At 72.4% G+C, this 24,922-nt stretch carries 23 protein-coding genes and 1 tRNA gene; 9 read left to right on the top strand and 15 right to left on the bottom strand.

The window, feature by feature from the left end; translation table 11 throughout:
- Nucleotides 1-45 precede the first annotated feature (45 nt).
- The 3 genes from ACIQMX_RS00725 to ACIQMX_RS00715 form a co-directional block, all read right to left on the bottom strand.
- Entirely contained in the window at nt 46-312 is a 267-nt protein-coding gene (locus ACIQMX_RS00725) for a hypothetical protein (RefSeq protein WP_363074617.1), read from the bottom strand.
- Nucleotides 313-329: 17 nt separating this feature from the next.
- Nucleotides 330-1,082 carry a TetR/AcrR family transcriptional regulator gene (locus tag ACIQMX_RS00720; RefSeq protein ID WP_363074615.1) on the bottom strand — a complete coding sequence of 251 codons (753 nt, stop codon included), beginning with the start codon at nt 1,080-1,082 and terminating at the stop codon, nt 330-332.
- Between the two features lie 91 nt (nt 1,083-1,173).
- Nucleotides 1,174-2,109: a diiron oxygenase gene (locus tag ACIQMX_RS00715; RefSeq protein ID WP_402474165.1), complete on the bottom strand. Its 936-nt coding sequence runs from the start codon at nt 2,107-2,109 to the stop codon at nt 1,174-1,176.
- A gap of 178 nt (nt 2,110-2,287) precedes the next feature.
- Here ACIQMX_RS00715 and ACIQMX_RS00710 point away from each other — a divergent pair, with 178 nt between their 5' ends.
- The gene (locus ACIQMX_RS00710) at nt 2,288-3,397 is read left to right on the top strand and encodes a ferritin-like domain-containing protein (protein WP_363074611.1); all 1,110 of its coding nucleotides are present in this window, start codon (nt 2,288-2,290) and stop codon (nt 3,395-3,397) included.
- Between the two features lie 12 nt (nt 3,398-3,409).
- On the opposite strand, the gene ACIQMX_RS00705 is transcribed toward ACIQMX_RS00710, so the two are convergent.
- From ACIQMX_RS00705 to ACIQMX_RS00695, 3 genes are read right to left on the bottom strand one after another with little or no spacing between them, the layout of a single operon-like run.
- Entirely contained in the window at nt 3,410-3,946 is a 537-nt protein-coding gene (locus ACIQMX_RS00705; RefSeq protein ID WP_402474162.1) for a DinB family protein, read from the bottom strand.
- Nucleotides 3,943-4,344: a VOC family protein gene (locus ACIQMX_RS00700; protein WP_402474160.1), complete on the bottom strand. Its 402-nt coding sequence runs from the start codon at nt 4,342-4,344 to the stop codon at nt 3,943-3,945. The genes ACIQMX_RS00705 and ACIQMX_RS00700 overlap by 4 nt, the downstream gene beginning before the upstream one ends.
- A 12-nt stretch (nt 4,345-4,356) precedes the next feature.
- Nucleotides 4,357-4,893 carry a GNAT family N-acetyltransferase gene (locus ACIQMX_RS00695; RefSeq protein ID WP_402474157.1) on the bottom strand — a complete coding sequence of 179 codons (537 nt, stop codon included), beginning with the start codon at nt 4,891-4,893 and terminating at the stop codon, nt 4,357-4,359.
- A gap of 93 nt (nt 4,894-4,986) precedes the next feature.
- Here ACIQMX_RS00695 and ACIQMX_RS00690 point away from each other — a divergent pair, with 93 nt between their 5' ends.
- Nucleotides 4,987-5,877 (top strand): ADP-ribosylglycohydrolase family protein, encoded by an 891-nt coding sequence (locus tag ACIQMX_RS00690; protein WP_363074603.1) that lies wholly within the window; start codon nt 4,987-4,989, stop codon nt 5,875-5,877.
- 60 nt (nt 5,878-5,937) lie between these two features.
- Entirely contained in the window at nt 5,938-6,807 is an 870-nt protein-coding gene (locus ACIQMX_RS00685) for a hypothetical protein (RefSeq protein ID WP_363074601.1), read from the top strand.
- Nucleotides 6,808-6,833: 26 nt separating this feature from the next.
- Here the strand turns inward: ACIQMX_RS00685 and ACIQMX_RS00680 are convergent, their stop codons facing one another.
- The 8 genes from ACIQMX_RS00680 to ligD all read right to left on the bottom strand — a co-directional run bounded on the left by ACIQMX_RS00680 (nt 6,834) and on the right by ligD (nt 16,595).
- Nucleotides 6,834-7,901: an amidase family protein gene (locus ACIQMX_RS00680; protein WP_402474153.1), complete on the bottom strand. Its 1,068-nt coding sequence runs from the start codon at nt 7,899-7,901 to the stop codon at nt 6,834-6,836.
- A gap of 4 nt (nt 7,902-7,905) precedes the next feature.
- The gene (locus ACIQMX_RS00675; protein WP_402474150.1) at nt 7,906-9,363 is read right to left on the bottom strand and encodes a peptidoglycan D,D-transpeptidase FtsI family protein; all 1,458 of its coding nucleotides are present in this window, start codon (nt 9,361-9,363) and stop codon (nt 7,906-7,908) included.
- Nucleotides 9,364-9,397: 34 nt separating this feature from the next.
- Nucleotides 9,398-10,777 (bottom strand): FtsW/RodA/SpoVE family cell cycle protein, encoded by a 1,380-nt coding sequence (locus ACIQMX_RS00670; RefSeq protein ID WP_363074595.1) that lies wholly within the window; start codon nt 10,775-10,777, stop codon nt 9,398-9,400.
- A gap of 82 nt (nt 10,778-10,859) precedes the next feature.
- Nucleotides 10,860-12,206: a HAMP domain-containing sensor histidine kinase gene (locus ACIQMX_RS00665; RefSeq protein WP_363074593.1), complete on the bottom strand. Its 1,347-nt coding sequence runs from the start codon at nt 12,204-12,206 to the stop codon at nt 10,860-10,862.
- Nucleotides 12,203-12,994, bottom strand: a complete 792-nt coding sequence (locus ACIQMX_RS00660) for a hypothetical protein (RefSeq protein ID WP_363074591.1) — start codon at nt 12,992-12,994, stop codon at nt 12,203-12,205. The genes ACIQMX_RS00665 and ACIQMX_RS00660 overlap by 4 nt, the downstream gene beginning before the upstream one ends.
- Nucleotides 12,995-13,092: 98 nt before the next feature.
- Nucleotides 13,093-13,428, bottom strand: a complete 336-nt coding sequence (locus tag ACIQMX_RS00655) for a zinc-ribbon domain-containing protein (protein ID WP_326657954.1) — start codon at nt 13,426-13,428, stop codon at nt 13,093-13,095.
- Entirely contained in the window at nt 13,425-15,551 is a 2,127-nt protein-coding gene (locus ACIQMX_RS00650) for a HEAT repeat domain-containing protein (protein ID WP_402474145.1), read from the bottom strand. The genes ACIQMX_RS00655 and ACIQMX_RS00650 overlap by 4 nt, the downstream gene beginning before the upstream one ends.
- Nucleotides 15,552-15,698: 147 nt before the next feature.
- Nucleotides 15,699-16,595, bottom strand: coding sequence for a non-homologous end-joining DNA ligase (gene ligD, locus ACIQMX_RS00645; protein WP_363074587.1), 897 nt, complete (start codon nt 16,593-16,595; stop codon nt 15,699-15,701).
- Between the two features lie 60 nt (nt 16,596-16,655).
- Between ligD and ACIQMX_RS00640 the strand changes: the two genes are divergently transcribed.
- A complete protein-coding gene (locus ACIQMX_RS00640; RefSeq protein ID WP_402474142.1) occupies nt 16,656-17,825 on the top strand; it encodes a Ku protein in 1,170 nt (389 codons plus the stop codon).
- Nucleotides 17,826-17,886: 61 nt separating this feature from the next.
- On the opposite strand, the gene ACIQMX_RS00635 is transcribed toward ACIQMX_RS00640, so the two are convergent.
- Nucleotides 17,887-19,797 (bottom strand): protease pro-enzyme activation domain-containing protein, encoded by a 1,911-nt coding sequence (locus ACIQMX_RS00635; RefSeq protein ID WP_402475551.1) that lies wholly within the window; start codon nt 19,795-19,797, stop codon nt 17,887-17,889.
- 483 nt (nt 19,798-20,280) lie between these two features.
- Here ACIQMX_RS00635 and glyA point away from each other — a divergent pair, with 483 nt between their 5' ends.
- The 5 genes from glyA (at nt 20,281) to lysA (ending at nt 24,903) form a co-directional block, all read left to right on the top strand.
- On the top strand, nt 20,281-21,564 hold the full coding sequence (gene glyA / locus ACIQMX_RS00630) for a serine hydroxymethyltransferase (protein ID WP_402474139.1): 1,284 nt from the start codon (nt 20,281-20,283) through the stop codon (nt 21,562-21,564).
- Between the two features lie 122 nt (nt 21,565-21,686).
- Nucleotides 21,687-21,758: transfer RNA gene (locus ACIQMX_RS00625), tRNA-Arg, on the top strand.
- Nucleotides 21,759-21,957: 199 nt separating this feature from the next.
- Nucleotides 21,958-22,371 (top strand): response regulator, encoded by a 414-nt coding sequence (locus ACIQMX_RS00620; RefSeq protein ID WP_363074580.1) that lies wholly within the window; start codon nt 21,958-21,960, stop codon nt 22,369-22,371.
- Between the two features lie 55 nt (nt 22,372-22,426).
- Nucleotides 22,427-23,485: an ArgS-related anticodon-binding protein NrtL gene (nrtL, locus tag ACIQMX_RS00615; protein ID WP_402474135.1), complete on the top strand. Its 1,059-nt coding sequence runs from the start codon at nt 22,427-22,429 to the stop codon at nt 23,483-23,485.
- A 26-nt stretch (nt 23,486-23,511) separates the two neighbouring features.
- Nucleotides 23,512-24,903, top strand: a complete 1,392-nt coding sequence (lysA, locus tag ACIQMX_RS00610) for a diaminopimelate decarboxylase (protein WP_363074576.1) — start codon at nt 23,512-23,514, stop codon at nt 24,901-24,903.
- Nucleotides 24,904-24,922 lie beyond the last annotated feature (19 nt).

Genomic DNA, 24,922 nt, shown 5'->3' with positions numbered 1-24,922 from the left:
GATCTTAGGACGTCCGGCCCCCAACGCCGCATTCCGCCCCGGGTCTCAGCCCGGCTTCGACCAGGGCCACTTGGGCCGGTGGCGTTCACGGCCGGCCGGGGCGTACTCGTACACCCAGCCACGCTGGATCCGCAGCCGCTTGGTGTATCCGGCCGGAACCCTCAGATACGCGTGCACGGTGGCGGGCCCGCCGTGGGAGCCCGGGACCGGGACCTCGTACCACTTGGGCGGGTGGCCGGTCGCGCCGACCAGGACGGGCAGGACCCGCCCGTCCAGCGGGCCGCCGGTGAAGGGGACGTTCTCGCTTCTCACCGTCCCAGTCTGACCGATCAGTCCGGCGGCAGCAGATGCGCGGCCGCGCCGACCAGCGGCGCGAGCCGGTCCGCGAGCCGGCCGGCCGGGCCCGCCGCGGTCTCCAGCGGCAGCAGGCCGGCCACCGCGGACGCGGTCTCCGGGTCGGTGGTCGCGGTGACGGCGAGGAGTCCGATGAAGTGGTCGACCAGCCAGTCGCGCAGCTCGGACGCGTCCGGCTTCTTGCCCTCGTCCAGCCAGATCAGCGACGCCGCCTCGACGGCGGCGATCCAGGTGCGCACCATCATCCGCAGCCGCGGCGCGGGTTCGCTGTCGGCGCCCCGGCCCAGGTGCAGGAGGATCTGCTCGGCCGCCGCCCGCCGTACCTCGTCGACGATCGTGCTCGTACGGGACGTCTCGGCGACGCTGCCGCCGCGCAGCAACGCGCTGAAGCCGGCGTCGTGCTCGTCGACGAAGGCGAGGTAGCGGTCGAGTACGCGGGAGACCCGTTCCGTGGGCGGGCCCACGGCCGGTTCGGCGAAGCACAGCTTCAGCTGCTCCGCGGCGGACCTGAGCGCCGCCTCGTACAACTGCTGACGGCCGCCGGGGAAGTAGCGGTAGACCAGCGGGCGCGACACCCCGGCCACCGTCGCGACCTCGTCGAGCGAGACCTCGTCGGGGGCCCGGTGGGCGAAGAGGGTGAGGGCCGCACCGAGCAGCTGGGTGCGGCGTTCCTCGACGCTGAGCCTTCGGTACGCACGGCTGGGCGGCGCGGCTGCGGCAGGGGTCATATCAGCAGCTTAGAGCTTCTCGTCCGGATCGTGCCGGGCGCTCGCGGGGTCCGGCACGATCCCGGCGGAGGGCCATGAGCGCCGGGTGCCGTCACGCGAGCAGGCCGGATTTCTTCCACAGCCTGCGTCCCACGCCGTTGAGGACCCCGATGTCGTCGAAGAAGTCCGTCAGCCGTTTGGCGCCGGTCTGCATGACCTCGGCCCGGTGGCCGCTGGCCCTGACCTGGGCCACGGCCTCCTGCCGGTCCAGGCCGACGTTCTCGTACACCTGCGGATTGACGAAGCAGACCGAGAAGACGCGGGCGGCCTCCCCGCAGCTCACGCGGGTGAGTTCGCGCTCCCAGCGCGGGGCGGTCACCATCTGGCGGCGCAGTTCCTCGCGGGCGTACCGGACGTGCCGGGCCTCCTCGACCACATGGATGCGGGTGACCCCGCGCACCAGGGTCTGTACCCGCTCGTCGGGGAAGGTCAGGCGCTGCATCCAGTCGAGGATCTCCTCGCCGAGCAGGGTCGCCGCGAACGAACCGGGCGTCGTGGAGACGGTCTTCAGGACGCGGGCCAGATTGTGGTAGCGGCGCGGAACGGGGTAGCAGGGCGAGCCGCCCCAGGTGATCATCCGGCCGAACATCATCGAGTGCCGGCACTCGTCGGCGATCTCGGTGAGCGCGTAGCGGACGTGGTTGCTGACCACCGGCTTGTCGTAGATGTGGCGGACCAGCAGCTGCATCAGGATGATCTCGAACCAGATGCCGAGCGAGGCGAGCGACGCGGCCTCGTGCCGGGCCAGTTCCTGTCGCTGCTCCTGCGACATCCGCCTCCACATGGGGGTGTCGTAGAGGGAGATCAGCTCGGGCGGCCAGAACCACTTGCCGTCCTCGGGCGGGGTGACCCAGTCGAGCTCCCTGTCCGGGTCGAAGGAGTGCTTGGCGGACGCCTCCAGGAGCCGTTCGGCGATCTGCTCGCGGTCACGGAGCGGGCCGAGTGCGTCGCGGAGTATCTGCACATCGCGTTCGGTCGCGGTCGTCATGGCTGGAGGCGCCTCTCCCAGGGGTTACCGACGGTCACGCATGATGAGACTACTTGTCAGCAAGGTCGTCAATCCCTTGCGCACGACTTGTTGACCCAGCGTCTACCAACGTGTGAACCTGCCAACTGAGCCACATGTCAGGTGACTTACCGGGCCCCGAGAGGCGAAGGAGCCGTCCGTGTCGACACACGACCTCTACACCACCGCCCCCGAGCAGCCGCTGTGGACGGTGCCCGCCTCGGGTGCCGCCCGGTTCAGCTGGGACTACGACGACGGCCGCGAGCGGCTTCTCGCCCTGTACCAGAAGGGCAAGGACAAGCAGTGGGACGGCAACAAGCGCATCGACTGGAGCATCGAGGTCGACCCCGCCAACCCCCTCGGCACCCCCGACGACGCCCTGCCCCTGTACGACACCCCGCACTGGGCGAAGATGACCGAGAAGGACCGGGGTGAGCTGCGCAAGCACTACACCTCCTGGCAGTTCAGCCAGTTCCTCCACGGCGAGCAGGGTGCCATGGTCTGCGCGGCCCGGATCGTGGAGTCCGTACCCGATCTGGACGCGAAGTTCTACTCCGCGACCCAGACCATGGACGAGGCCCGGCACGCGGAGATCTACGGCCGGTTCCTGCACGAGAAGATCGGGATGCTGTACCCGATCAACGACAACCTCCAGGGACTGCTCGGCGACACCCTGCGCGACTCGCGCTGGGACATGCCCTACCTCGGCATGCAGGTCCTCATCGAGGGTCTGGCGCTGGCCGCCTTCGGCATGATCCGCGACACCACGACCCAGCCGCTGCCCAAGCAGATCCTCGCGTACGTCATGCAGGACGAGGCCCGCCACGTCGCCTTCGGCCGGATGGCGCTGCGCGACTACTACAAGCAGCTGAGCGATGCCGAACTGCGTGAACGCGAGGAGTTCGTCATCGAGGGCTGCTACCTGATGCGCGACCGGCTCAGCGGCGTGGAGGTGCTGGAGAACTTCGGCATCGCCAAGCAGGAGGCGAAGGACCTCTCCGAGCACTCGGAGTTCCTCCAGCTCTTCCGCAAGCTGCTGTTCAGCCGGATCGTCCCGTGCGTGAAGGACATCGGCCTGTGGGGCGAGCGCCTGCAGAAGGCGTACGTCGACATGGGGGTCTTCGACCTCGGCGACTCGAACCTGGACCTGCTGATGGCCCAGGACGAGGAGATAGCCGAGCAGTTGGACCGGGAGCGCTTCGAGGCGGAGGAGCAGGAGCGGGTGGCGGAGGTCGCGGACGCGATCGCGGAGGGCGGACAGGACCGGTAGGCAGGGCCGGGCCTACGTCAGCACCAGCCACCGCCGCCCGTCGAGGAGTTCGCGTGCCGCGTCGAGATGACCGGCGTGGCACGCGGTCTCGGTGATGACGTGCAGCAGGACGTCCCGCAGCGTGTGCAGATGCGGCGCGCCGAACTGGTCGTGCGGCCACCAGACCAAGGGTGCTTCGGCCACGGCCGACGTGATCACGGCGTCCGCGAGCGCCGTCTCCGCGCGGTAGCGCTCGATGACCTCGCCGGCGGTGATCCCGGGGTCCACCTGCCAGGCGTCGTCGATCTCCTCCAGGGCGGCGATCACCGCCGGATCGCCCGTGAACACCGCGCGGAACCAGAACCGTTCGACATCGAGCGCCAGGTGCTGGACGAGCCCCAGGCAGCTCCACCCGGACGGCAGTACGGGCAGCCGCAGCGCCTCGGCGTCGAGTCCTTCGAGGATGCCGAGGACATGGCGGCGCTGGCCGTCCAGGAACGACAGGAGGGCGCGGAGCTCGGGGCCGGGGGTGTGGGCCCCGGCCTCCTGGACGGTATCGGCCGCGGTCACTGTGCGATCTCCCAGATGTGCCCGCCGGGGTCACGGAAGCTGGCGGTCCGGATGCCCCAGGGGCGGTCCATCGGCCCGTTCAGCAGCGTCACACCGCGATCGGCCAGCACCTCGCACAGGGCGTCCACGTCCTCCACGGTCAACGTGAGCTGCATCCGGGCGCCGGCGGCCGGGCCGGCCACGTCCGCCGGTTCGATCAGCCCGTGCGCGGCGGTGGTCCGCAGCAGATTGATGAGCGTGTTGCCGAAGGTGAACACGGCCGAGTTGTCGTCCTCGTAGGTGACCGGCAGTCCGAAGACCTCCTGGTAGAACCGCCTGGTCTCCTCCAGGTCCTCGGTGAACAGGGTGAGTGCGCTGATATCGCCGGGCCAGTCGGCCGTGCCGTTCGTTTCTGTCACGGCAGTCACGATCTACGAACGGTCCTGCTCTGTACAGGGGTCCGGCTCCTGCGATGTCCGCTCCATGCAGACCAGTTCCTCGCGCTCGTCCCACGACGCGGTGACCGAGAAGCCGAGCCGCTCGTAGAGGGAGACCGCTCCCGTGCGCCACCGCCACACCGACAGCCGCACGGTGCGGACCCCGCTCCGCGCGGAGTGCGCGAGCGCGGCATCGAGGAGCGCGGAGGCGACGCCCCGGCCACGGAAATCCGGTGCCGTCCACAGCCGCTTGATCTCCGCCCGGCCTTCCGAGGGCGCGGTGACCACGACGCAGCCCACCGCGGTGTCCCCGTCGCGCGCGACGAGCACGGCGGCACCTGCGAACGCGCCGTCCGGATCCTCCACCTCCGCGCGGTACGCCGCGGGCAGCGCGGCCGCGTCCGCGACGGGCCGGCCCTTCTCCGCCTCCGTCTGCAGGTGGTAGTCGGCCAGCAGCGCCGAAAGCCCGTGCACGGTGGCGAGGGAGCCTGCGGGAGGCTGTACGACGGCAAGGTCACGTCGATCGTTCATGGCTCCAGGGTCACACGGCGCCCCACCCGGGACAGCCCGGGCACGGCCGAAATCCGGTGTACGTTCCGGGGCCGGCGGCGGGACGATGCCTCCATGGCCCCCACCGAAGCCGCCCCCGACCTGACCGCCGCCCGCCGCAGTCTCGAAGGCCTCGCGCTCGGCGACGCGTTCGGCGAGCGCTGGTTCCCGCTCTTCCGGGAACCCCGGAAGGCCTTCGACGAGATCAGGGCGCGCCGCACCCCGCACGAGCCCGTCTGGCACTGGACCGACGACACCGCGCTGGCCCGCGCGCTGCAGCGGGTCCTCGACGACCACGGGCACGTCGAGCAGGACCGGCTCGCCCTGTACTTCGCGCTCGCCTTCGACGCCGACCAGGCCCGCGGGTACGGCCACGGCATGCACCTGCTGCTGCCCCAGCTGCTGGCCGCCCCGGCCGACTGGCGCACGCTGGCCCCCGGGCTGTTCGAGGGCGGCAGCCTCGGCAACGGCGCCGCGATGCGGGTCGCCCCGCTCGGCGCACGGTTCCACCGGGACCTCGGCCACGTGGCCGCGCAGGCCGTGCTGCAGGCGGAGGTCACCCATGCGCACCCGCAGGGCATCGCCGGCGCGGTGGCCGTCGCGGTGGCGGCGGCGCTGGCGGTACGGGGCGAGTTCACGCTCGCCCGGGTCGCCGGGCTGACCCCCGCGGGGCCGGTGCGGGACGGTCTTCTCCGTGCCGTGGACGTGCCGTTCGCCACCGAACCCTGGAAGGCCGCCGACCTGCTCGGCAACGGGCAGCGCATCCGCTCCGACGACACCGTGCCGTTCGCCCTGTGGACCGCGGCCCGGCATCCGGACGACCTGGAGGCGGCGCTCTGGGCCACCGCCGAAGGGCTCGGGGACGTCGACACCACGTGCGCCATCACCGGCGGGGTCGTCGGCGCGGTCACCGGAGTCGACGGGGCGCCGGCCGAGTGGCTGCGACGCCGCGAGCCGCTGAGCTGACGCGGGGCCGCAGGCTCCGGCGTACGAAAGGGTGTTCCCATGTGGCGTAACTTGGGCGCCATGACCACGCCCCCGCCCCAGCCCCCGCAGGGTCCGTACGGAGCGCCGCAGGGCCCGTACGGACCCCCGCAGCAGCCCCAGCAGAATCCGTACGCCCAGCAGCCGGTGCCGGGGCAGCCGCAGCCCTACGGGTATCCGCAGGCACCCCAGCCGTGGGGCGCTCCGGCACCCGGCGCGCCCGGCTGGCCCGGGATGCCGCCGCCGCGGCGGAACAGGACCGGTCTGATCGTCGGCATCACCCTCGGCGCCCTGGTGGTGGCCGGCGGCATCGCCTTCGGCGTCTCGCGGCTGGTGGACGAGGTGGACAAGGCCGGCGGCATCCCGTCGGCCGGGGAGTTCCCGGCGGCCGAGTACCGGCTGACCGTGCCGAAGAAGCTGCTGGACGACGAGTACACGCTGCTCGAGGACTCCTCGTCGACCGACGGGAAGGACGTCGAGCAGACCTACGACCCGACCATCCGCGACGCGAAGGCCGTCGTCACCCAGTACACCTCCGAGAGCGGCGGCACCCTGGTCATCTCCGGGATGTGGGGCCGGATCAAGGGCCCCGAGTTCACCCGGGACAAGATCCTCGAGGGCGCGGTGCAGAACGAGGGCATGACCATCGCCGTACCCGCCCGGGAGTTCACCCCCGAGGGCTACGGGATCACGGTGTCCTGCCAGGTCGTCCGGTCGAAGGAGGGCGGCGTCACCAGCACCCTGCCCATGTGCGCCTGGGGCGACGACAACACCGCGTCCTTCGTCGCCGTCGTCACCGCCGAGACCGCGCTCCAGGACCCGGCGAAGGTCGACCTGGACAAGGCCGCCCTGGACACCGCCAGGGTCAGGGCCGAGTCCCGCAAGCCGATAGCCGCGGCCGAAGCGGGCTGACCCGGCGCCGGCCCGGTGGCCGTCGCTCACGGCCGTACGGGACCCAGCGCCTCCTCCACCGCGCGGGCCATGGCGAGCAGCTGGGCGTCGGCACCGCGCCGCGCCACCAGCTGGAGTCCGACCGGGCAGCCGTCCGGGGTGAATCCGGCGGGCACACTCGCCGCCGGATGCCCGCTCAGGTTGAACGCCCAGGTCAGTGAGGTGGAGAAGAACTCGCCCGGACCGTCGTGGCCGTGCGGGCGGTTGGGGGTGACCGGCGTCAGCAGCAGGGGCGTGTCCGCGAAGAAGGCGTCGAGCCTGCGGTCGTTCTCGCGCCGGACTTCCCCGAGGCGCGGCTCCGCCGTTCCGTCCCGTACGGCCTGCCACGCCGCCCCGGGGTCCAGCAGCGCGCATCCGCCGTCCACGAGCCGTACCACTCCCGCCGCCGCCAGCCGCCGTACCGCGCCCCGCACCACCGCCGCCACCTCCGGGTCGACGTCGGCGAACCCCAGGTCCTGGTCGTGGGCGGCGCGCAGGGGCAGTTCGGCCGTGGCCGGTCCGCAGCCGTCCAGGACACAGCGCAGATAGGTCTCCGCCTGTGCGGCCGTCCGGGTCAGGACCCCGGCGGCGGCGAGGCCGGAGCGGTCGGGCGAAGGCAGCAGCCCGTTGGTCGTCTTCAGCCCGAACACCCCGCACCAGGCGGCCGGGATGCGCACCGACCCCGCTCCGTCGCTGCCGGTCGCCAGGGGCACCAGACCCGCCGCGACCGCCACCGCCGAGCCCGCCGAGGACCCGCCCGGTGTCCGGTCGGGCCGCCACGGGTTGACGGTGCGTCCGTGGGTGCCCAGACCCCAGGTCTTCCAGTGCGTGCCGGGGCCGGGTACGGCCGTCGAGCCGACCGGGACACCGCCGGCCGCGATCAGCCGGCGCGCGGCGTACGAGCGGATCCCGGCCCGGCCCTTCACCGCGAACGGCATTCCGGCGAGGGGCAGCCGGGCCGCCTCCGGCAGCCGGGCGAGTGCCTCGCCCGGCCACACGTCGAGGAACGCGCAGAGCCGCGGGTCCTCCCGTCCGATCGCGGCCAGCGCCTCGGAGACCTGCCGGGAAGCCGTCATGGACTCAGTCTTCCAGGGCCGCCTCCATGACGGAACGGGCGATCGGCGCGGCGCTGCCGCCGCCGCTGATGTCGGCCCGGTCGGCGGAGGCGTCCTCGACGACCACGGCGACGGCGACGGCGGGCCTGGCCGACCCCTCCGCCTGCGCCCAGGCGATGAACCAGGCGTAGGGCAGACCGGAGTTGTCGATTCCGTGCTGGGCCGTGCCGGTCTTGCCGCCGACCGTCGCGTCGTCGATCGCCGCGTTGGTGCCGGTGCCGTCCTGCACCACGTCGGTCATCATCTGCCGCAGCTGCGTCGCCGTCATCGGGTTCATCGCCCGGTGGTACGAACGCGATCCCGTGGTGCGGACGGTGGAGCCGCCGTGCGTGGTCGTGCGGTCCACCAGGTGCGGATACATGAGGTCGCCGCCGTTGGCCACGGCGGAGGCCACCATCGCCATCTGGAGCGGGGTGGCCGTCGTGTTGAACTGGCCGATCGCGGACTGGGCCAGCTGGTCGTCGCTCATGTCCGTGTCGAAGTTGCTCCTCGCCACCCCGGAAGGAATCTTCAGGCCGGAGTCGTTGAAGCCGAACTTCTCGGCTGCCTCCACCATGCCGTCCAGGCCGACCTCTACTCCCAGATGCGCCATCACGGTGTTGCAGGAGGCCCGGATCGCCTCGGCCAGCGACGCCTTCTCGCAGCCCCGGGCCTCGTTGGGCAGCGTGGTCGAGGTGCCCGGCAGGACGTACGGGGACGGGGTGTCGGTCGCGGCGTCCGGATCGGTGACGACCTCGGCGTCCAGGGCCGCCGCCGCCGTCACGATCTTGAACGTGGAGCCGGGCGGATACGTCTGCCGGATCGCCCGGTTGAGCATCGGCTGGCTCGTGGACGCGTTGAGCTCGCGCCAGGCGTCGGTGACGGACGACCCGGTGCCGGAGAGCCGCCCGGGGTCGTACGACGGCGTCGAGACCAGGGCCAGGATCTCGCCGGTCGTCGGTTCGAGGGCCACGACCGCGCCCCGCCGGCCGCCGAGCCCCTCGTACGCGGCGCGCTGCATGGAGTCCCTGATGGTGGTGACGACATCGCCGCCCGGCTGCCGGTCCCGGGTGACCTCGTTCCAGAAGGGGAGCGGGGCGAGCATGGGGTCGGTGCCGGAGAGGACCGCGTCCTCGGCGTTCTCGATCAGGGTGGTGCCGTAGGTCTGCGAGGCGTACCCCGTCACCGGCGCGTACAGCGGCCCGTCGCGGTAGGTGCGTTCGTACGCGAGCTGCTCGCCGGTGTCCTCGGAGCCGGTGACGGACCGGCCGCCGACCAGGATGTTGCCGCGCGGCTGGTCGTAACGGTCGATCGTGGTGCGGCGGTTGGCGGAGTTGTCGTCGAGCTCGTCGGCCTCGAAGACCTGGATGCGGGCGGCGTTGACGAGGAGTGCCACGAGCAGCAGCAGACAGAACGCGGCGGCGTGGCGGATGTAGCGGATCATGTCCGGGCCCCCAGGGCGGTCGGCGGATGCGGGATCACCGTTCGTTCTCCGGTACCGGTGCGACGACGCCGGTCTCGACCTCGTCGGGGTGGGGTCTGCGGGCGACGTCGCTGACCCGGATGAGCAGCGCCACGATGATCCAGTTGGTGACCACGGACGAGCCGCCCTGCGCGAGGAACGGCATCGCCATACCGGTCAGCGGGATCAGCCCCATCACTCCGCCCGCGATCACGAACACCTGGAGCGCCAGGATCGAGGCGAGGCCGATCGCCAGCAGCCGCCCGAACGCGTCGCGCAGGGCGAGCCCGGCCCGGTAGCCGCGCGCCACCAGCAGGGCGTACAGCATGAAGAGGGCGGTCAGCCCGGTCAGGCCGAGCTCCTCACCGGCCGTCGCCAGGATGAAGTCGGACTTGGCGGCGAAGCCGATGAGGATGGAGTGGCCGAGCCCCAGCCCGGTGCCGAGCATCCCGCCCGCGGCGAAGGCGAACAGCGACTGGGCGAGCTGCCCGGGGCCCCGGCCGGCGTCGATGGAGGCGAACGGGTCGAGCCAGTCCTGCACCCGGCTGTGCACATGCGGTTCGAAGGAGCCGACGGCGAACGCGCCGACGGCGGCCAGCAGCAGTCCGACCGCGATCCAGCCGGTCCGGCCGGTCGCCACGTACAGCAGGATCACGAACAGGCCGAAGAACAGGAGCGAGGTGCCCAGATCGCGTTCCAGGACCAGGACGCCGACGCTGATCAGCCAGATCGCCACGATCGGACCGAGCACCCGGCCGGTGGGGAGCTGGAGCTTCCAGATCCTGCGGCCGGTGTAGGCGAGGGCGTTGTGGTTCGCCGCGAGGTAGGCGGCGAAGAACACGGCGAGCAGGATCTTGGCGAACTCGCCCGGCTGGAAGGAGAATCCGCCGACCCTGATCCAGATCCTGGCGCCGTTCACCGCGGGGAAGAAGATCGGCACGATCATCAGGGCGAGGGCGGCGGCGACCGAGAGGTACGCGTAGCGCTGGAGGACCCGGTGATCGCGCAGGAACACCACCACCGCGATGAAGAACGCGACACCGAGCGTCGACCAGATCAGCTGGGTCGGTGCCGCCTGGTCCTTCGGCGTCTCCAGATCGAGCCGGTAGATCAGCACCAGGCCCATCCCGTTGAGCAGCACGGCGATGGGCAGCAGCAGCGGATCGGCGTACGGGGCGCGGAAGCGGACGGCGAGATGGGCGAGGAGGGCCAGCAGCCCGAGTCCGCCGCCGTATCCGGCGACGTCGGGCGGGACCGCGTCGTCGTGGGCCAGACCGACGGCGGCGTAGCCGTAGACGGAGATGAGGACGGCCCCGATGAGGAGCGAGAGTTCTACGCCGCGCCGCTTGGGCAGGCGCAGCTCGGGCGGGGGTGCGTCCGCCGTCGTTGCGGTCATGCCACGCAACGTAGCAAGAGGTGGGTGTTATTTCCCTTATGTCCTCATGGAAGGTGCGTGGGGTCCGGGTGCCGTCCGGCCGTCAGGGTCCGGCGGGGGAGCGCGGCGGGTCCTCGTCGCCGTCGTCCAGGCGTACGTACTCCGGCAGCGTCAGCCGGGCCAGCGCACCGCCGTCCGGCGCGTTCTCCAGGACCAGCTCGGCCCCCATCACCTCCGCCTGCCCGACGGCGATGGTCAGACCGAGGCCGTGGCCCTTGGTACCGCCCTCCGTGCGGAAGCGCTGCGGACCGCCCGCGATCAGATAGCCGGGGAAGCCCCGGCCGTGGTCGCGTACGGTCACCACCGGCCCGGCGACCGTCAGCACCACCGGCGGGCTGCCGTGCCGGTGCGCGTTGCCGATCAGATTGCCGAGCACCCGCTCCAGGCGCCGCTTGTCCGTCTCGACCCGCACCGGCGGTCCGTCCCGGACGACCTCGACCTCGGTGCCGCTGCCCGAGGCGCGGGCCACCCGCTCGGCGAGCGGTGCCAGTTCGTGCACATCGAGGTCGACCTGTTCGGTCCGGGCGTCGAGCCGGGAGATCTCCAGCAGGTCCTCCGTCAGGGCGCGCATCGCCCGGACCCGGTCCTGGACCAGCTCCGCGGGGCGGCCCGGCGGCAGCAGCTCGGCGGCGGCCGACAGACCGGTCAGCGGGGTGCGCAGCTCGTGCGCGACATCGGCGGTGAAGCGCTGCTCGGCCACGAGCTTGCGCTGGAGCGCGGAGGCCATGGTGTCGAGCGCTCCCGCGACGATCGCGACCTCGTCCGGCCGGCGCGAGGGGTCGGCCGTGCGGGGGTCGTCGACCCGGGCGTCCAGATCGCCCGCGCCGATCCGCCGGGCCACCTGCGCGGTCTGGTGCAGCCGCCGGGTGACCCGGGTGACGGAGAACGCGCCGACGAGCAGCGTGGCGCCGATGGCCAGCAGCGAGGAGCCGAGGATCGCCCCGTCCAGTCCGTTGATCGTGCGGGCGCTCTGGCTGTAGTCGACCTGTGTCGCCAGGGCGCGCCCGTCCGCCGGGGCGGCCGCCCACATCGTGGGGCGGCCGAGACGGTCGGCGACCATGGTGCCCCGTTTCCCGTCCTCCACCGCCAGGGCGCGCAGCGACGCGGGCAGCCCCGGCGGGTCGATCCCGGAACGCGGAGGCAGCGCCCTGCCCGCCTGGTAGGCGGCGGTGGCCGTCTCCAGCCGGGCGAGCGCCTTCTCCCGGGCATGGCCGACCGTCTGCCGGGTGACCGCGGTGTGCACCAGGACGCCGAGCAGGGCGGCGAGGACGCAGCACATCACGGTGATGAAGACGGCGGCCCTCCAGGTGAGCGTCGCGGTCCAGGCGGGCAGCCGCAGCCGCCGGCCTCGTCGGCGGACCCGGCGCGCGCCCGTCCGCGGGCGACTCACCGGCGCTCCGCGGTCACGGCCGGCGAGGGTGCCTCCGTGCCGGGCCCCGGGCTCGCGTCGGCGGTCGGCGGGGCGGAGGGCCGGACGCTCGGGGCACGGCGGCGGCCCGGAGCGGGCCGTGCGTCCATCCGCAGGATCTCCTCCTGGGTCGGCAGCATGGCGCGCTGCCGGTCGTCCCAGGACCAGGCCGTGCGGTACTCGTACCCCGTGATGGCCGAAGGCGCCCGCATGACCAGGGCCCGGCCCGCCAGCTCCACGCTGATCACGGCGTCGGAGGTCGACATGATCCGGGTGAGCCCGCTCGGCTCCGGCATGTAGACGCGTACGGAGAGCTGACGGGCGGCCAGCTGGATGGCGAGGATCATCTCGTCCCGGCCGTCTCCCGTCAGATCGCGGTAGTACGGCTTCAGCACCGGGCAGGAGGCGGGCGCCGTCCGGCAGGCCCTGATCCGCTGCACGGCCGCGTCCGGGAGCGCGTCCGTGCCGCTGGACCGGTCGGGGCGGGCGTTCAGTCCCGCCTGCACCACCGCCACCGGGTCCAGCCGGCGTACGTCCCCGCCCGGGACGGTGATCCCGGGGATGTGCGCGGTCTCGCCCTCGCCGTAGTCGTAGGGGGCGGCCGAGGCCGGTGGCAGCTCCGGCCAGAGGCGCGCGGGGCCGATGGCGGCAGGCGGCCGTCCGGCGCTCTTCAGCTCGCCGCCGGTGCCGCATCCGGCCAGCAGGGCGGCGCCCGTGAGCGCCGCCACGGCGGCAGCCGCGCCTCGCCCCGTCCGGTGCTGCGGACGCATGTCTTCCTCCCGTTCCGACGGCCGCCGGTCCGGACCACGCGTGCGCGCACGGCCCCGGCTCCGTAGACCTTATTCGGAAGGAAGTCCCTTAAGCGTATTTACTGCTGGTACGGGTTCTGGCCCTGCGCCTGGCCCTGGGAGCCCGGAGCGTAGCCCGGCTGCTGCGGGGACTGGCCGAAGGGGTTACCGCCCTGCGCGGCCACGTGCTGGGCCAGCAGCTGGTCCGCCTGCTCCTTGGGGATCTGCTGCTCCCCGCCGCAGAACGTGCACTGGGTCGCGTACTTCGTCGAGAAGGGGAACAGCGGCACGAAGAACAGCGTGAACTTCGTCACCCGCTTGCGCAGCGTGTGCGCCGCCGGATTCCCGCACCAGCCGCAGACCAGCGTCAGGACCGCCAGCTGGTAGAGATAGCCTCGCGTACCAAAAATGATCATGTCGTGGGTCCCTTCCCCGTATTCCCCAGGAGCGCCCGGCGGCAGAGCGCGAGCAGCTTCTCGTCCTCGTAGGTGTCGTGGCTGCCGTATCCGCCGTCCATCGCGTGGTGACGGCGTACGGAGGCGAGTTCGGCGCGCAGCGCGTGCGCCGCCTCCGACCCTGCACCAGCAGCCCCCGCCCGCGCCAGGCATTCGGCCACCCGAACCCTGACATGACGGTTCTTCTCCCAGGCCGCGAGAAGTACCGGAACGGACTCCTCGGCCCGTCCCGAAACCTCCCACAGGGCGATCGCCGCGTCCACCCGCAGCCACAGCTCCTCGTGCAGCAGCAGTGCCCGCAGCCGCGGCGCGGTCACCGCGGCGTGGGCGCCGAGCCGGCCCAGCGCGCTCGCCGCCGCCCGCCGCTCGCGCGCGTGCTCCGCCTGGAGCCCCTCGATCAGGACCGGCAGCACCGCCCCCACGTCCCCGTCGACGGCCCAGAGGGCCTCGGCCGCCTCCGTGGCCCCCGGCGTCCCGGCGCGCCGGATCAGCGTCCGCAGCTCCGGGACCGCGCAGTGCGCCGCGGGCCCGAACGAGCCGAGCGCCCGCAGCGCCGCCGTACGCAGCCACTCGCCCCGGTACTCCGGCGCCCCGCGCAGGATCCGCAGCACCTCCGGCGCCGCCTCGCCCGCCCGGAGCGCGGTCAGCCCGGCCAGCAGCGGACTCGCCCGGTCGTACGCCTCCTCGTCCAGCCCGACCTCGCCCAGCCGGCGGCGCAGCACACCGGCCAGCGGCGCGGCGGCCGCCCCCAGATGCCCGATGGCGAACCCCACGTCGTGCGGCACCTCGGGCCGCTCCAGCGCCGCCGCCAGCGCGGGCACCGCCCGCACGTCGCCCAGCCGGGCCAGTGCCTTCACCGCGCTGCCGAGCCCCGGCGGCCCGCTCGCCCACTCCTTCACCCAGGCACCCGGATCGGCCGCGACCCGCGCCGCCAGCGCGTCGCCCGCGGGCGCGGCCAGGCCGAACAGCTCCTCCAGCACGTGCGAGGCGGCCTCGGCCAGCTTCGGCTCGTCCGAGACGAGCTGATCGCCCACGAGCCGGACGAGCTCCCCGTACGAACCGCGCCAGGACCGGATCAGCCCGCCGCTCATCCGGACGGCGTCGATGCGCTGGCCCGGGTCGGGGCTGCACAGCTGATCGGTCAGCAGCGCCGTCCGGTCCGCGACCCGGTCGTCGAGACCGACGTGCAGCGTGCGCAGCAGCGCGGCCGTCCAGGGCGCCGCGCGCCCGGACCCGTCCTCGGCCGCCGGTGCCCGCAGCTGACCCACCAGGGTCAGCGGCGCGGCCTCGGCACAGGCGGGATCCGCCGCTGCCCCGAGCGCCCGGGACCCCGCCCCGGGGACCTCCGGCGCCGCGGGGGCCGAGCGCAGCTGCCGCAGCAGACCCGCCACCATCCGCACCACATCGCCCGGCAACGCCTCGGGCGCGCACCGAGCCAGCTGGGCCAGGGCCGCCAGCCGAAGCCCCGGCCCGTCCGCCTCGGCGGCCAGCCGGCTCAGCCAGTGGGCGATCGGGCCGGCCAGCGGGCCGTGGCGCAGCGCGACCCGGCCCGCGGCCTCGACCAGGGCGAGCCGCACCTCGTCGTCCGGTTCGAGCGGCAGCCGCTCGCGCAGCAGGGCCAGGACCCGGGCCGGACTGCCGTGCAGCGTGGCCAGCGCCAGCGGCGCGGAGACCCGCACGCCCGGATCCTCGTCGGCCATCAGGGCGAAGAAGACCCCGGCGCCCGCGCTGACGGCCGCCGCCGCCATCGCGTAGTTCGCCGCACCCTCCGCGTCGTCCTCGGCCTCGCCGATGTCCTCCTCGTCGATGTCGATGCCGCCGATGCTGGTCAGCAGCTCGACGATGCCCCCGCGGTCCGGGACCAGCGGGTCGACGACCAGCTCGAAGAGGAAGGGGATGCAGGCGAGCGTGCAGGCGTAGACGTCGCCCTGGTGGTGGACCGCCCCGTACATGCCGTCCAGCGCGGCCTCGCGCTCCGACGGGTCGGCGGACGCCAGGCCCCGAAGCAGGGCCGGCACGTCGTCGGCAGGCCCGTAGGCATGCTCCATCGAGGCCCAGTCGACCTCGTCGATCCCCGCGAACACGCCATCGCCTCCCCACGGTTTCCCACGAAGCAGTGTCCTGCGCAGAGTGTGCACCACCGCTCGGACAATCCACCCGCCCGATGCCGCCTTTTGCCCTTGAACATGACAAGACCTGCGCCGATGCGGTATGTCCCGGCCATCGGAGCCCTACGGAGTGTCCGGAATCGGCCGCCCCCGGCCCGGTTCGGTGAGCGGCGCCAGCAGGTCGCCGTACCGGTCCAGCCGCGCCGGCATGTCGTCGGCGAGGAAGACCAGCGCCCCCGCCCCGCGGCACGCCTCGATCTCCTCCCAGGTGACCGGCGCGGAGACGGCCGGCTCGGCCCGCGCCCGCAGGGTGTACGGGGTGGCCGTCGTCTTCGCCGCCGCGTTCTGGCTGAAGTCGACGAACACCTTGCCCGGCCGCAGCGCCCGCCTCATCCGGTGCACCACCAGATCCGGAAGCTCCTTCTCCGCCTGGACGGCGAGTGCCTTCGCGTACGCCGACACCCGCTCGGAGGCGGTGGGCTCCAGCGGTACGAGCAGATGCAGCCCCTTGGACCCGGACGTCTTGCCGTACGCCTCCAGCCCGTCCGCCGCCAGCCGCTTCCGCAGCCAGAGAGCGACCGCGCAGCACTCCACGACCGTCGCGGGCGCACCCGGGTCCAGATCGAACACCATCCGGTCGGCCACCCCCGGCGACCCGGCCCGCCACTGCGGGGTGTGGAACTCCACCACCAGATTGGCCGCCCACATCAGCGAGGCGAGGTCCTGGACGACGACCTGCCGGGCCTGTTCCTTCTCGTGGTGCGGCACCGGGGCGGTGTGTACCCAGGACGGCGTACCGGGCGGCGGGTTCTTGGTGAAGAACAACTGCCCGTCCGGCCCGTCCGGATAGCGCAGGAAGGACAGGGGCCGGTCCCGCAGGTGTGCCAGCAGGACCTCGGCCGCCGTGGCCGCGTAGTAGTGCAGAACCTCGCCCTTGGTGGTGCCGGTGGCGGGATACAGGACCTTGTCCAGGTTGCTGAGCGGCACCCGCCGCCCCTCCACCACGGTGATCGGCGTCATACGATAAGAATCACATGAAATACGGATCTACAGGGACGTAACGCATGTAAGGGGTGACCGGTGAGGTCCATCTGGAACGGCGCCATCTCCTTCGGGCTGGTCAGCATCCCGATCAAGCTGGTCAACGCCACCGAGAACCACTCGATCTCCTTCCGCCAGATCCACGCCGCCGACGGCGGCCGCATCCGCTACCGCAAGGTGTGCGAGCTGGACGGCGAGGAGGTGACGTCCGCCGAGATCGGGAAGGCGTACGAGGACGCGGACGGCTCGATGATCCCGATCACCGACGAGGACCTCGGCTCGCTCCCGCTGCCCACCGCCAAGACGATCGAGATCGTCGCCTTCGTGCCGGCCGACTCCATCGACCCGCTCCAGATGGACGCGGCGTACTACCTGTCCGCCAACGGGGTGCCGGCCGCCAAGCCCTACACCCTGCTGCGCGAGGCGCTCAAGCGCAGCCAGAAAGTGGCCCTCGCCAAGTACGCGCTGCGCGGGCGGGAGCGCCTGGGGATGCTGCGGGTGGTCGACGACGTGATCGCGATGCACGGACTGCTGTGGCCGGACGAGATCCGGGCCCCCGAAGGGGTCGCCCCGGAGAGCGACGTGTCGGTCCGTGACGCCGAGCTCGACCTGGCGGACGCGCTGATGGACACGCTCGGCGAGGTCGACATGGACTCGCTGCACGACGACTACCGCGAGGCGGTCGAGGAACTCATCGCGGCCAAGGCCTCCGGCGAGACCCTGGAGCAGCCCGAGGCCGGGGGCTCCGGCGGCGGCAAGGTCATCGACCTCCTCGCGGCCCTGGAGAGCAGTGTCCGGGCGGCGAAGGAGGCCCGCGGCGAGGACGGGAGCGAGGAGGGCGAGGAGGGCGAGGAGGCCGGGGCGGACGAGGAGAAGGCGTCGGTCACCTCGCTCGCGGACCGCAAGCCGTCGGCCTCCACCACCCGCAGGACCCCCACGGGCAAGTCGGTGTCGCGCTCCTCGTCCTCCGGCGCCTCCCGGAAGACCGCTTCCTCGCCCAAGTCCTCGGGGGCGAAGAAGTCCACGGCGGGCAGCGGCGGACCGGCGGCGAAGAAGAGCGCGTCCAGCGGCGGGTCCGGCGCGAAGAAGACCGCGTCCAAGGCCGGTGCGTCCAAGTCCGGCACGTCCAAGAGCACCACGTCCAAGAAGACGGCGGCCAAGAAGCAGAGCGGCACGAAGACGGCCACCCGCAAACGGGCCTCCGCATGACAGGCCGGCCGCCGCGGGGGATCGCCCCCGCGGCGGCCGGCTCACATCCCGCCCCGCAGGTTCAGCGCCTGCGGTACGAGCTCACATAGCCGGAGGCCGGCGTCCCGACACCCGTCACGTCGTCGTAGCCCCGCACCGCCGAGAGCGAGGCGTCCTTGCCGAGGCTCCGCACCGAGGTCCGCAGCCCGTCCGCCGCGTCGTAGCCGTTGATGAAGTCCACCCGGGCGACCGCGAGGTCACGGTGGGCACCCAGCGGGTGGTCCGTCACGTCGTGGTACGCCTTCGAGTGGTAGCGGGCGTAGATCGCCGGGTTGGCGAAACCGATCGGGCGACCGTGCTGCGCCTGCTGGGCCAGGGCCTGGACACCGGCGATGACCGGCGCCGCCAGCGACGTACCGCCGATGCGGTACTCGTCATAACCCAGCGATCCGTCCGGCAGCGTCTGGGTCTGACCCACCAGGAAGCCGGTGTTCGGGTCGGCGACGGCCGCGATGTCCGGGGCCGTCCGCATCCGGGTCGCCCCGTTCGCCTTCGCCAGCGAGTCCGGCACGATGCCGCGCTGGTAGGACGGCTGCTTCACCGTGGAGCTGGTGCCGCCGCCCGCGCCGGAGGTGTACGCCCCGGGGAAGCCGGCCCAGCTCCTGCCGTCCGCCGCCAGCGGGGCGTTCAGCGTGCCCCAGCCGGTCTCCCACTGGTACGTGTCGTGCTTGCCGACGGCCAGTGACGTACCGCCGACCGAGGTCACCCAGGCGGAGTTGGACGGCACGTCGATCTGCTTGGTGCCGGTCGAGTCGACGTTGTCGCCGTTGTCGCCCGAGGAGAAGTAGAAGCCGATGCCCTCGACCGCGCCCATCTTGAACACCTGGTCGTAGGCGAGCGCCAGGTCGGGCGTCTGGTTGGCCTCGACGTCGCCCCACGAGTTGGAGACGATGTCCGCGAGGCGGTGGTCGACGACCTTGTTCAGCGAGTCCAGCAGGTCGTTGTCGTAGCAGGAGGCGCCGCCCACGTACACGATGTCCGCGGCGGGCGCGACGGCGTGCACGGCCTCGACGTCGAGGGTCTCCTCGCCGTACCAGCCGGACGCCCCGCACTCCTCGGTCTTCGTGTAGTCGTCCGGCAGCACCTGGCTGAACTGACCGCGGCGGTAGGGCGCGTCACCGTTGCGCTTCGCGTACTGGGCGGCGTCCTTCGCGATGGTGGGCGAGGCGTACGCGTCCGTGATGGCGACGGTGACCCCCTTGCCCGTGTAGCCGCCGGCCCCGTACGCGGAGCGCAGCTGCTTGCCCGTGTACCCCTTGACGGCGTACGGCACCTTGGATCCGTAGGCGCTCGGCAGGGTGGAGGCGGTCTTCGACCCGAAGTACGAGGAGGACGGCCCGGAGTTGCGGAACACCGCGTCCGGCGGCGGCAGCACCTCGTCGTGGCTCGACCTGTGCGGCGCGTTGTCGAGGCCGGAGACGGCGAGCACGGCATCGCTCAGCGCGGCGGGCACGGAGGCGGTGGAGGCGGGCGCGCGGTAAGTGCGGCTGCCCTTGCGGTAGTTGCGCAGCTGAGTGCTGAACGCCTTCTCGGTCTGGCCCACTTCGCCGGTGGCCGAGACGTAGTGCTGGTTGGCGCCGGTGACGGTCAGCCCGCTGGCCTCCAGCCACCGGCTGACCCGGTCGATCTGGTCCTGGGTGGCCCCGAACCGCGCCTGCGCCTGTGCGGCGCTCAGGTACTTCCCGTACGACGGCGACTGCGGGTCGGACACGGCGGCCGCGTAGGCCGCAAGCCCCTTCGCGTCCCGCCCTGCCAGGTGGACCCGGACGGCGACCTTTCCGCTGTCGGCCGTGGCTCCCTGATCGGCCGTGGCGGTGGCCCAGGCCGGCTTGGTGCCCTGCAGCGCGTCCCGGCCGCCCGTCGCGGAATCCGCGCTGGCGTCGGTTATCCCGAGGGTGAGCGCTCCGGCGAGCAGCGGCAGCGTCGCCGCCATGCTCAGCGCGGCGCGTCGTCGGGTGCGGCTGATTCTCAAAACAACCCCCTGCGATCTGGGTCTCGCGTGTGGCGCATGTGCCGAATGTTGTGCGCATGCAATGCGCCACTCTGGCGAGGAACACCTCATGTAAGGGGCATGCATTGATCAAGAATGGGCCAAAGGCTGCCCGGAGCCGGGGAGTTCGCACCGATTGGCCGAGCTCGCACCGTGCCGCCCGGTTGCTCCCGATCACTCCGGATGATCCCGGTCGCCCGCCGCCGTGGCCGCCTGTCCGTCCGGACGGTATTCCGGACTCACGGGTCCGCCGCCGAGTAGGGTACGAACCGCTGCGACTGGCGCGCGCCCCTGCCGGGGTGCTCAGTGGAATCGACCACGAGGGAGCGGCACACCCCGGGCCCGCCCGGGGCGTCATCTCCGGAGAGCCGTCCGCCTGGGCATCCGGGTCCACGCCGCAGCGAGCGGCCGACCCGGGAGGATCCCGTGACCGCATCCGTACCCTCGAACCCCCGCCACCCCGCCCTGGCGGCAGCAGATCCCGAACTCGCCGCGCTGGTGGCCGCCGAGGAACAACTCCAGGCCGACACCCTCCGCCTGATCCCCAGTGAGAACTACGTCTCCGCGGCCGTGCTCGAAGCATCCGGCACCGTGCTCCAGAACAAGTACTCCGAGGGCTACCCCGGCAAGCGGTACTACGAGGGCCAGCAGATCATCGACCAGGTCGAGACGCTCGCCGTCGACCGGGCCAAGGCGCTCTTCGGCATGGACCACGCCAATGTCCAGCCCTACTCCGGCTCCCCGGCCAACCTCGCCGTCTACCTGGCCTTCCTCAAGCCCGGCGACACCGTGCTCGGCATGTCGCTCCCCATGGGCGGCCACCTCACCCACGGCTGGGGCGTCTCGGCCACCGGCACCTGGTTCAACGGCGTGCGGTACGGGGTGCGGCGCGACACCGGCCGCGTCGACCTGGACGAGGTCCGCGACCTGGCCCGCGCCGAACGGCCCAAAGTGATCTTCTGCGGTGGCACCGCCGTGCCCCGCGAGATCGACTTCGCCGGCTTCGCCGAGATCGCCCGCGAGGTGGGCGCGGTCCTCGTCGCGGACATCGCCCACATCGCGGGCCTGATCGCCGGCGGCGCACACCCCTCACCGGCCCCGCACGTGGACGTGGTCTCCACCACCACCCACAAGACCCTGCGCGGCCCCCGCGGCGCGATGCTGCTGAGCCGTGCCGAACACGCCCGCGCCCTCGACCGCGCCGTCTTCCCCGGCCTCCAGGGCGGCCCGCACAACCAGACCACGGCGGCCATCGGCGCAGCCCTGCGCGAAGCCGCCGCACCGGCCTTCCGCACCTACGCCCACGACGTGGTGACCAACGCCCGCACCCTGGGCGAGGAACTGGCGGCCCGCGGCTTCGATCTCGTCTCGGGAGGCACGGACAACCACCTCCTCCTGATCGACCTCACGAACAAGGACGTCCCCGGCAAGACCGCGGCCAAGGCCCTGGACCGCGCCGGCATCGTCGTCAACTACAACACCGTCCCCTACGACCCCCGCAAACCCTTCGACCCCTCCGGCATCCGCATCGGCACCCCCGCCCTGACCTCACGGGGCGTCCCCGCCTCGCAGATGGCCACCGTCGCGCGCTGGATCGACCATGTGACGACCGCCGCCCGCACCGGCGACGAGTCCGTCATCACGAAGGTGCGCGCCGAGGTGAAGGACCTGATGGACGGGTATCCGGCACCGGGGCTGCCGGTGGCCTGAGCGGGTGGCGGTCGAGGGACCCGGACTCCCCGGGTCCCTCGCCGCGACGCGGAAATACCTGTTCACGGACACCCCGTGGAAGCTGGTAGTGTTTCACCCGTCGCAGAGCAACACAGCGATACGCCCCCGTAGCTCAGGGGATAGAGCATCGGCCTCCGGAGCCGGGTGCGCAGGTTCGAATCCTGCCGGGGGCACTTCCGGAATCAAGGCTCTGGCCAGCAGAAATGCTGACCAGAGCCTTTTTTGCATGCCCCGACGCAGATACGCCCCCGCCCATCGCACGCACATCCGGCCACCCTCCGCCCCGCCCGTCCGTGGGCGGAAGTGGGCAAAACCCGGACGCAGCCACTCCGCCCCGCCTACTCTCGAAGAGTGTCAGGGGCATGCGGCCGCGTGCTTGTTGTCGACGACAACAAGGTCATCCGGCAGTTGATCAGGGTCAATCTCGAGCTGGAGGGCTTCGAGGTCGTGACCGCGGCCGATGGTGTCGAGTGTCTGGATCTGGTGCATCGGGTCAGTCCCGATGTGATCACGCTCGACGTCGTGATGCCCCGGCTGGACGGTCTGCAGACGGCCACCAGGCTGCGTTCCGACCCGCGCACCCGGCATCTGCCCGTGGCGATCATCAGCGCCTGCACGCCGTACGAGGTGGACAACGGGGTCGCGGCGGGCGTCGACGCGTTCCTGGCGAAGCCCTTCGAGCCGAGCGAGCTGGTACGGGTCGTACGGCAGTTGATGGAACGCGGGCGGCCGCCCGCGTTCGACGGCAGGCAGGGCGCCGGACGGGCGGAGAACGCCGCCGGGTGACCGGATGGCGAAACGCGTTGGCGAAAGGCCCCCCTTTCTCCCATACGCTTGTCCCGTGACCCCCGCCGATCTCTCCATGACCGTGCTGCGCGCCGTGCGCCGCGCGGTCGACGAGAACGCCTTGCGTGCCCCCGTGCCCGCGCGCGTGCGGGTCGAGAGGACGCGGCCCGGCGGACGCGGTGACTACGCCAGCGCCGTCGCGCTCCAGCTGGCCGGACCCGCTGCCCTGTCCGCGCGGGACGTGGCCGAGATCCTGCGGGAGCGGGTGGCCGGGACGCCCGGCATCGGGCGGGTCGAGATCACCGGGCCCGGATTCCTGAACTTCACGCTCGACGCCTCCGCCGACGCGTTTGCCACGCTGATGGCCCGGGTGCGCGAGCAGGGGCCGCGGTACGGGCACGGCGACGCACTCGCCGGCGACCTGCTGCGGTGCAGCCACGCGAGCGAGGTCCGGGCCGCCGTCACCGCCGACGTGGTGGGCGGGCTCGTACGATCGCAGGGCGCGCGTGCGCACATCGGCTGCGACGGGGTGCCGGACCCGGACTGGGCGCGGCTGGGGATCACCGTCGAGGCCGAGGAACCCTTTCCGGCGAAGATACGGCCCGTCCCGGCCGGCGCCACCGCGGGCGAGCTGCTCCGCCGGCTCGGGCCCGACGCGACCCGCTGGGGGCTGCTGCGGCCCGCCGGGCACGACCGGGCCCCGCTCGGCGACGACCTCCTCGTCCAGGGCGAGGGCAACGCCCTGTTCCTGGTCCGCTACGCACACGCCCGCGTCCACGCGCTGACCCGTGGTGCCGCACTCCTCGGTGTCACGAGCGAGCCCGGCGAGGAGCCCGGCGGCGACGAGGCGGGCGCGCTGCTCACGCTTCTCGCCGACCACCCCGCCGCACTGCTCGCCGCCGCACGCCACCGTGCCCCCGACCGGCTCGCCCGGCACCTCGAAGCGGTCGCACGCGCCTTCCTCGACTTCCACGACGCCGCCTCACCGCTTCCCGTCGGGGACGAGAAACCCTCGGCCGCCCACCGCTCCCGGCTCGCCCTCGCCGAGGCCGCCGGGACGGTGCTGGCCGGTGGCCTGTCCCTGCTCGGTATCAGCGCACCCGAACACCTCTGAGAGACCCGAGAGAGCAGAGCATCACGATGAGCCGATCCGCACACCCCGCCGGGCCCCGTCACGCCGACGTCATGACGGAGGGCCACTACAGCGCCCCCGCCGAGGACCTCAACGTCCTGGACGAGAAGGTGTGGGCCCGCACGGTCACCCGGGACGAGCACGGTGCCCTGACCGTCGGCGGGATCGAAGTCTCCCGGCTGGCCGAGGAGTTCGGCACCCCGGCGTACTTCCTCGACGAGTCCGACTTCCGGGCCCGCTGCCGCGCCTGGTCCGATGCGTTCGGACCCGACGCCGATGTCTTCTACGCCGGCAAGGCCTTCCTCTCCCGCGCGATCGTGCGCTGGCTCCAGGAGGAGGGGCTCAACCTCGACGTCTGCTCCGGCGGCGAGCTGACCACCGCGCTGGACGCCGGGATGCCCGCCGAGCGCATCGCCTTCCACGGCAACAACAAGACCGTCGACGAGATCGAGCGGGCCGTCTCGGCCGGGGTCGGCCGGATCGTGCTCGACTCCTTCCAGGAGATCGTCCGCGTCGCCCACACCGCGCAGCGGCTCGGCAAGCGCCAGCGCGTACAGATCCGGGTGACCGTCGGCGTCGAGGCGCACACCCACGAGTTCATCGCCACCGCGCACGAGGACCAGAAGTTCGGCATCGCGCTGGCCGACGGGCAGGCCGCCGAGGCCGTCCGCAGGGCACTCACCCTCGACGGGCTCGAACTCATCGGCATCCACTCCCACATCGGCTCGCAGATCTTCGACATGGCCGGCTTCGAGGTCTCCGCCCGCCGCGTGGTGCAGCTCCTGGCCGAGGTGCGCGACGAGCACGGCGTCGAACTGCCCGAGATCGACCTCGGCGGCGGCCTCGGCATCGCGTACACCTCCGACGACGACCCGCGCGAGCCGCACGAGATCGCCAAGGCGCTCGGCGACATCGTGACCCGCGAGTGCGAGGCCGCCGGGCTCGCCACTCCCCGGATCTCCGTCGAGCCCGGCCGCGCCATCGTCGGGCCCACGGCCTTCACGCTGTACGAGGTCGGCACCATCAAGCCCCTGGAAGGGCTGCGTACGTACGTCAGTGTCGACGGCGGCATGTCGGACAACATCCGCACCGCGCTGTACGACGCCGAGTACAGCGTCGCCCTCGTCTCGCGGACCTCGGACGCCGAGCCGATGCTCGTCCGGGTCGTCGGCAAGCACTGCGAGAGCGGTGACATCGTGGTCAAGGACGCGTTCCTGCCCTCCGACCTGGCCCCCGGCGACCTGATCGCGGTCCCGGCGACCGGGGCGTACTGCCGTTCCATGGCGAGCAACTACAACCACGCCCTGCGCCCGCCCGTCGTCGCCGTGCGCGACGGACAGGCCCGGGTCATCGTCCGGCGCGAAACGGAGGAAGATCTTCTGCGTCTCGACGTCGGCTGACGCGTTATTCCGGGGGACA

The organism is Streptomyces sp. NPDC091416 (assembly GCF_044756845.1).
In the GTDB taxonomy this organism is placed as follows: Bacteria; Actinomycetota; Actinomycetes; order Streptomycetales; family Streptomycetaceae; genus Streptomyces.
This window is presented reverse-complemented; position numbering and strand designations above follow the sequence as displayed.

What these genes read in the sequence shown, in the direction of transcription:
- ACIQMX_RS00720 (WP_363074615.1), bottom strand. Translation starts at nt 1,082, where the DNA reads ATGACCCCTGCCGCAGCCGCGCCGCCCAGCCGTGCGTACCGAAGGCTC.
- ACIQMX_RS00715 (WP_402474165.1), bottom strand. Translation starts at nt 2,109, where the DNA reads ATGACGACCGCGACCGAACGCGATGTGCAGATACTCCGCGACGCACTC.
- ACIQMX_RS00695 (WP_402474157.1), bottom strand. Translation starts at nt 4,893, where the DNA reads ATGAACGATCGACGTGACCTTGCCGTCGTACAGCCTCCCGCAGGCTCC.
- ACIQMX_RS00690 (WP_363074603.1), top strand. Translation starts at nt 4,987, where the DNA reads ATGGCCCCCACCGAAGCCGCCCCCGACCTGACCGCCGCCCGCCGCAGT.
- ACIQMX_RS00685 (WP_363074601.1), top strand. Translation starts at nt 5,938, where the DNA reads ATGACCACGCCCCCGCCCCAGCCCCCGCAGGGTCCGTACGGAGCGCCG.
- ACIQMX_RS00680 (WP_402474153.1), bottom strand. Translation starts at nt 7,901, where the DNA reads ATGACGGCTTCCCGGCAGGTCTCCGAGGCGCTGGCCGCGATCGGACGG.
- ACIQMX_RS00675 (WP_402474150.1), bottom strand. Translation starts at nt 9,363, where the DNA reads ATGATCCGCTACATCCGCCACGCCGCCGCGTTCTGTCTGCTGCTGCTC.
- ACIQMX_RS00670 (WP_363074595.1), bottom strand. Translation starts at nt 10,777, where the DNA reads ATGACCGCAACGACGGCGGACGCACCCCCGCCCGAGCTGCGCCTGCCC.
- ACIQMX_RS00660 (WP_363074591.1), bottom strand. Translation starts at nt 12,994, where the DNA reads ATGCGTCCGCAGCACCGGACGGGGCGAGGCGCGGCTGCCGCCGTGGCG.
- ACIQMX_RS00655 (WP_326657954.1), bottom strand. Translation starts at nt 13,428, where the DNA reads ATGATCATTTTTGGTACGCGAGGCTATCTCTACCAGCTGGCGGTCCTG.
- ligD (WP_363074587.1), bottom strand. Translation starts at nt 16,595, where the DNA reads ATGACGCCGATCACCGTGGTGGAGGGGCGGCGGGTGCCGCTCAGCAAC.
- ACIQMX_RS00635 (WP_402475551.1), bottom strand. Translation starts at nt 19,797, where the DNA reads ATGGCGGCGACGCTGCCGCTGCTCGCCGGAGCGCTCACCCTCGGGATA.
- lysA (WP_363074576.1), top strand. Translation starts at nt 23,512, where the DNA reads ATGAGCCGATCCGCACACCCCGCCGGGCCCCGTCACGCCGACGTCATG.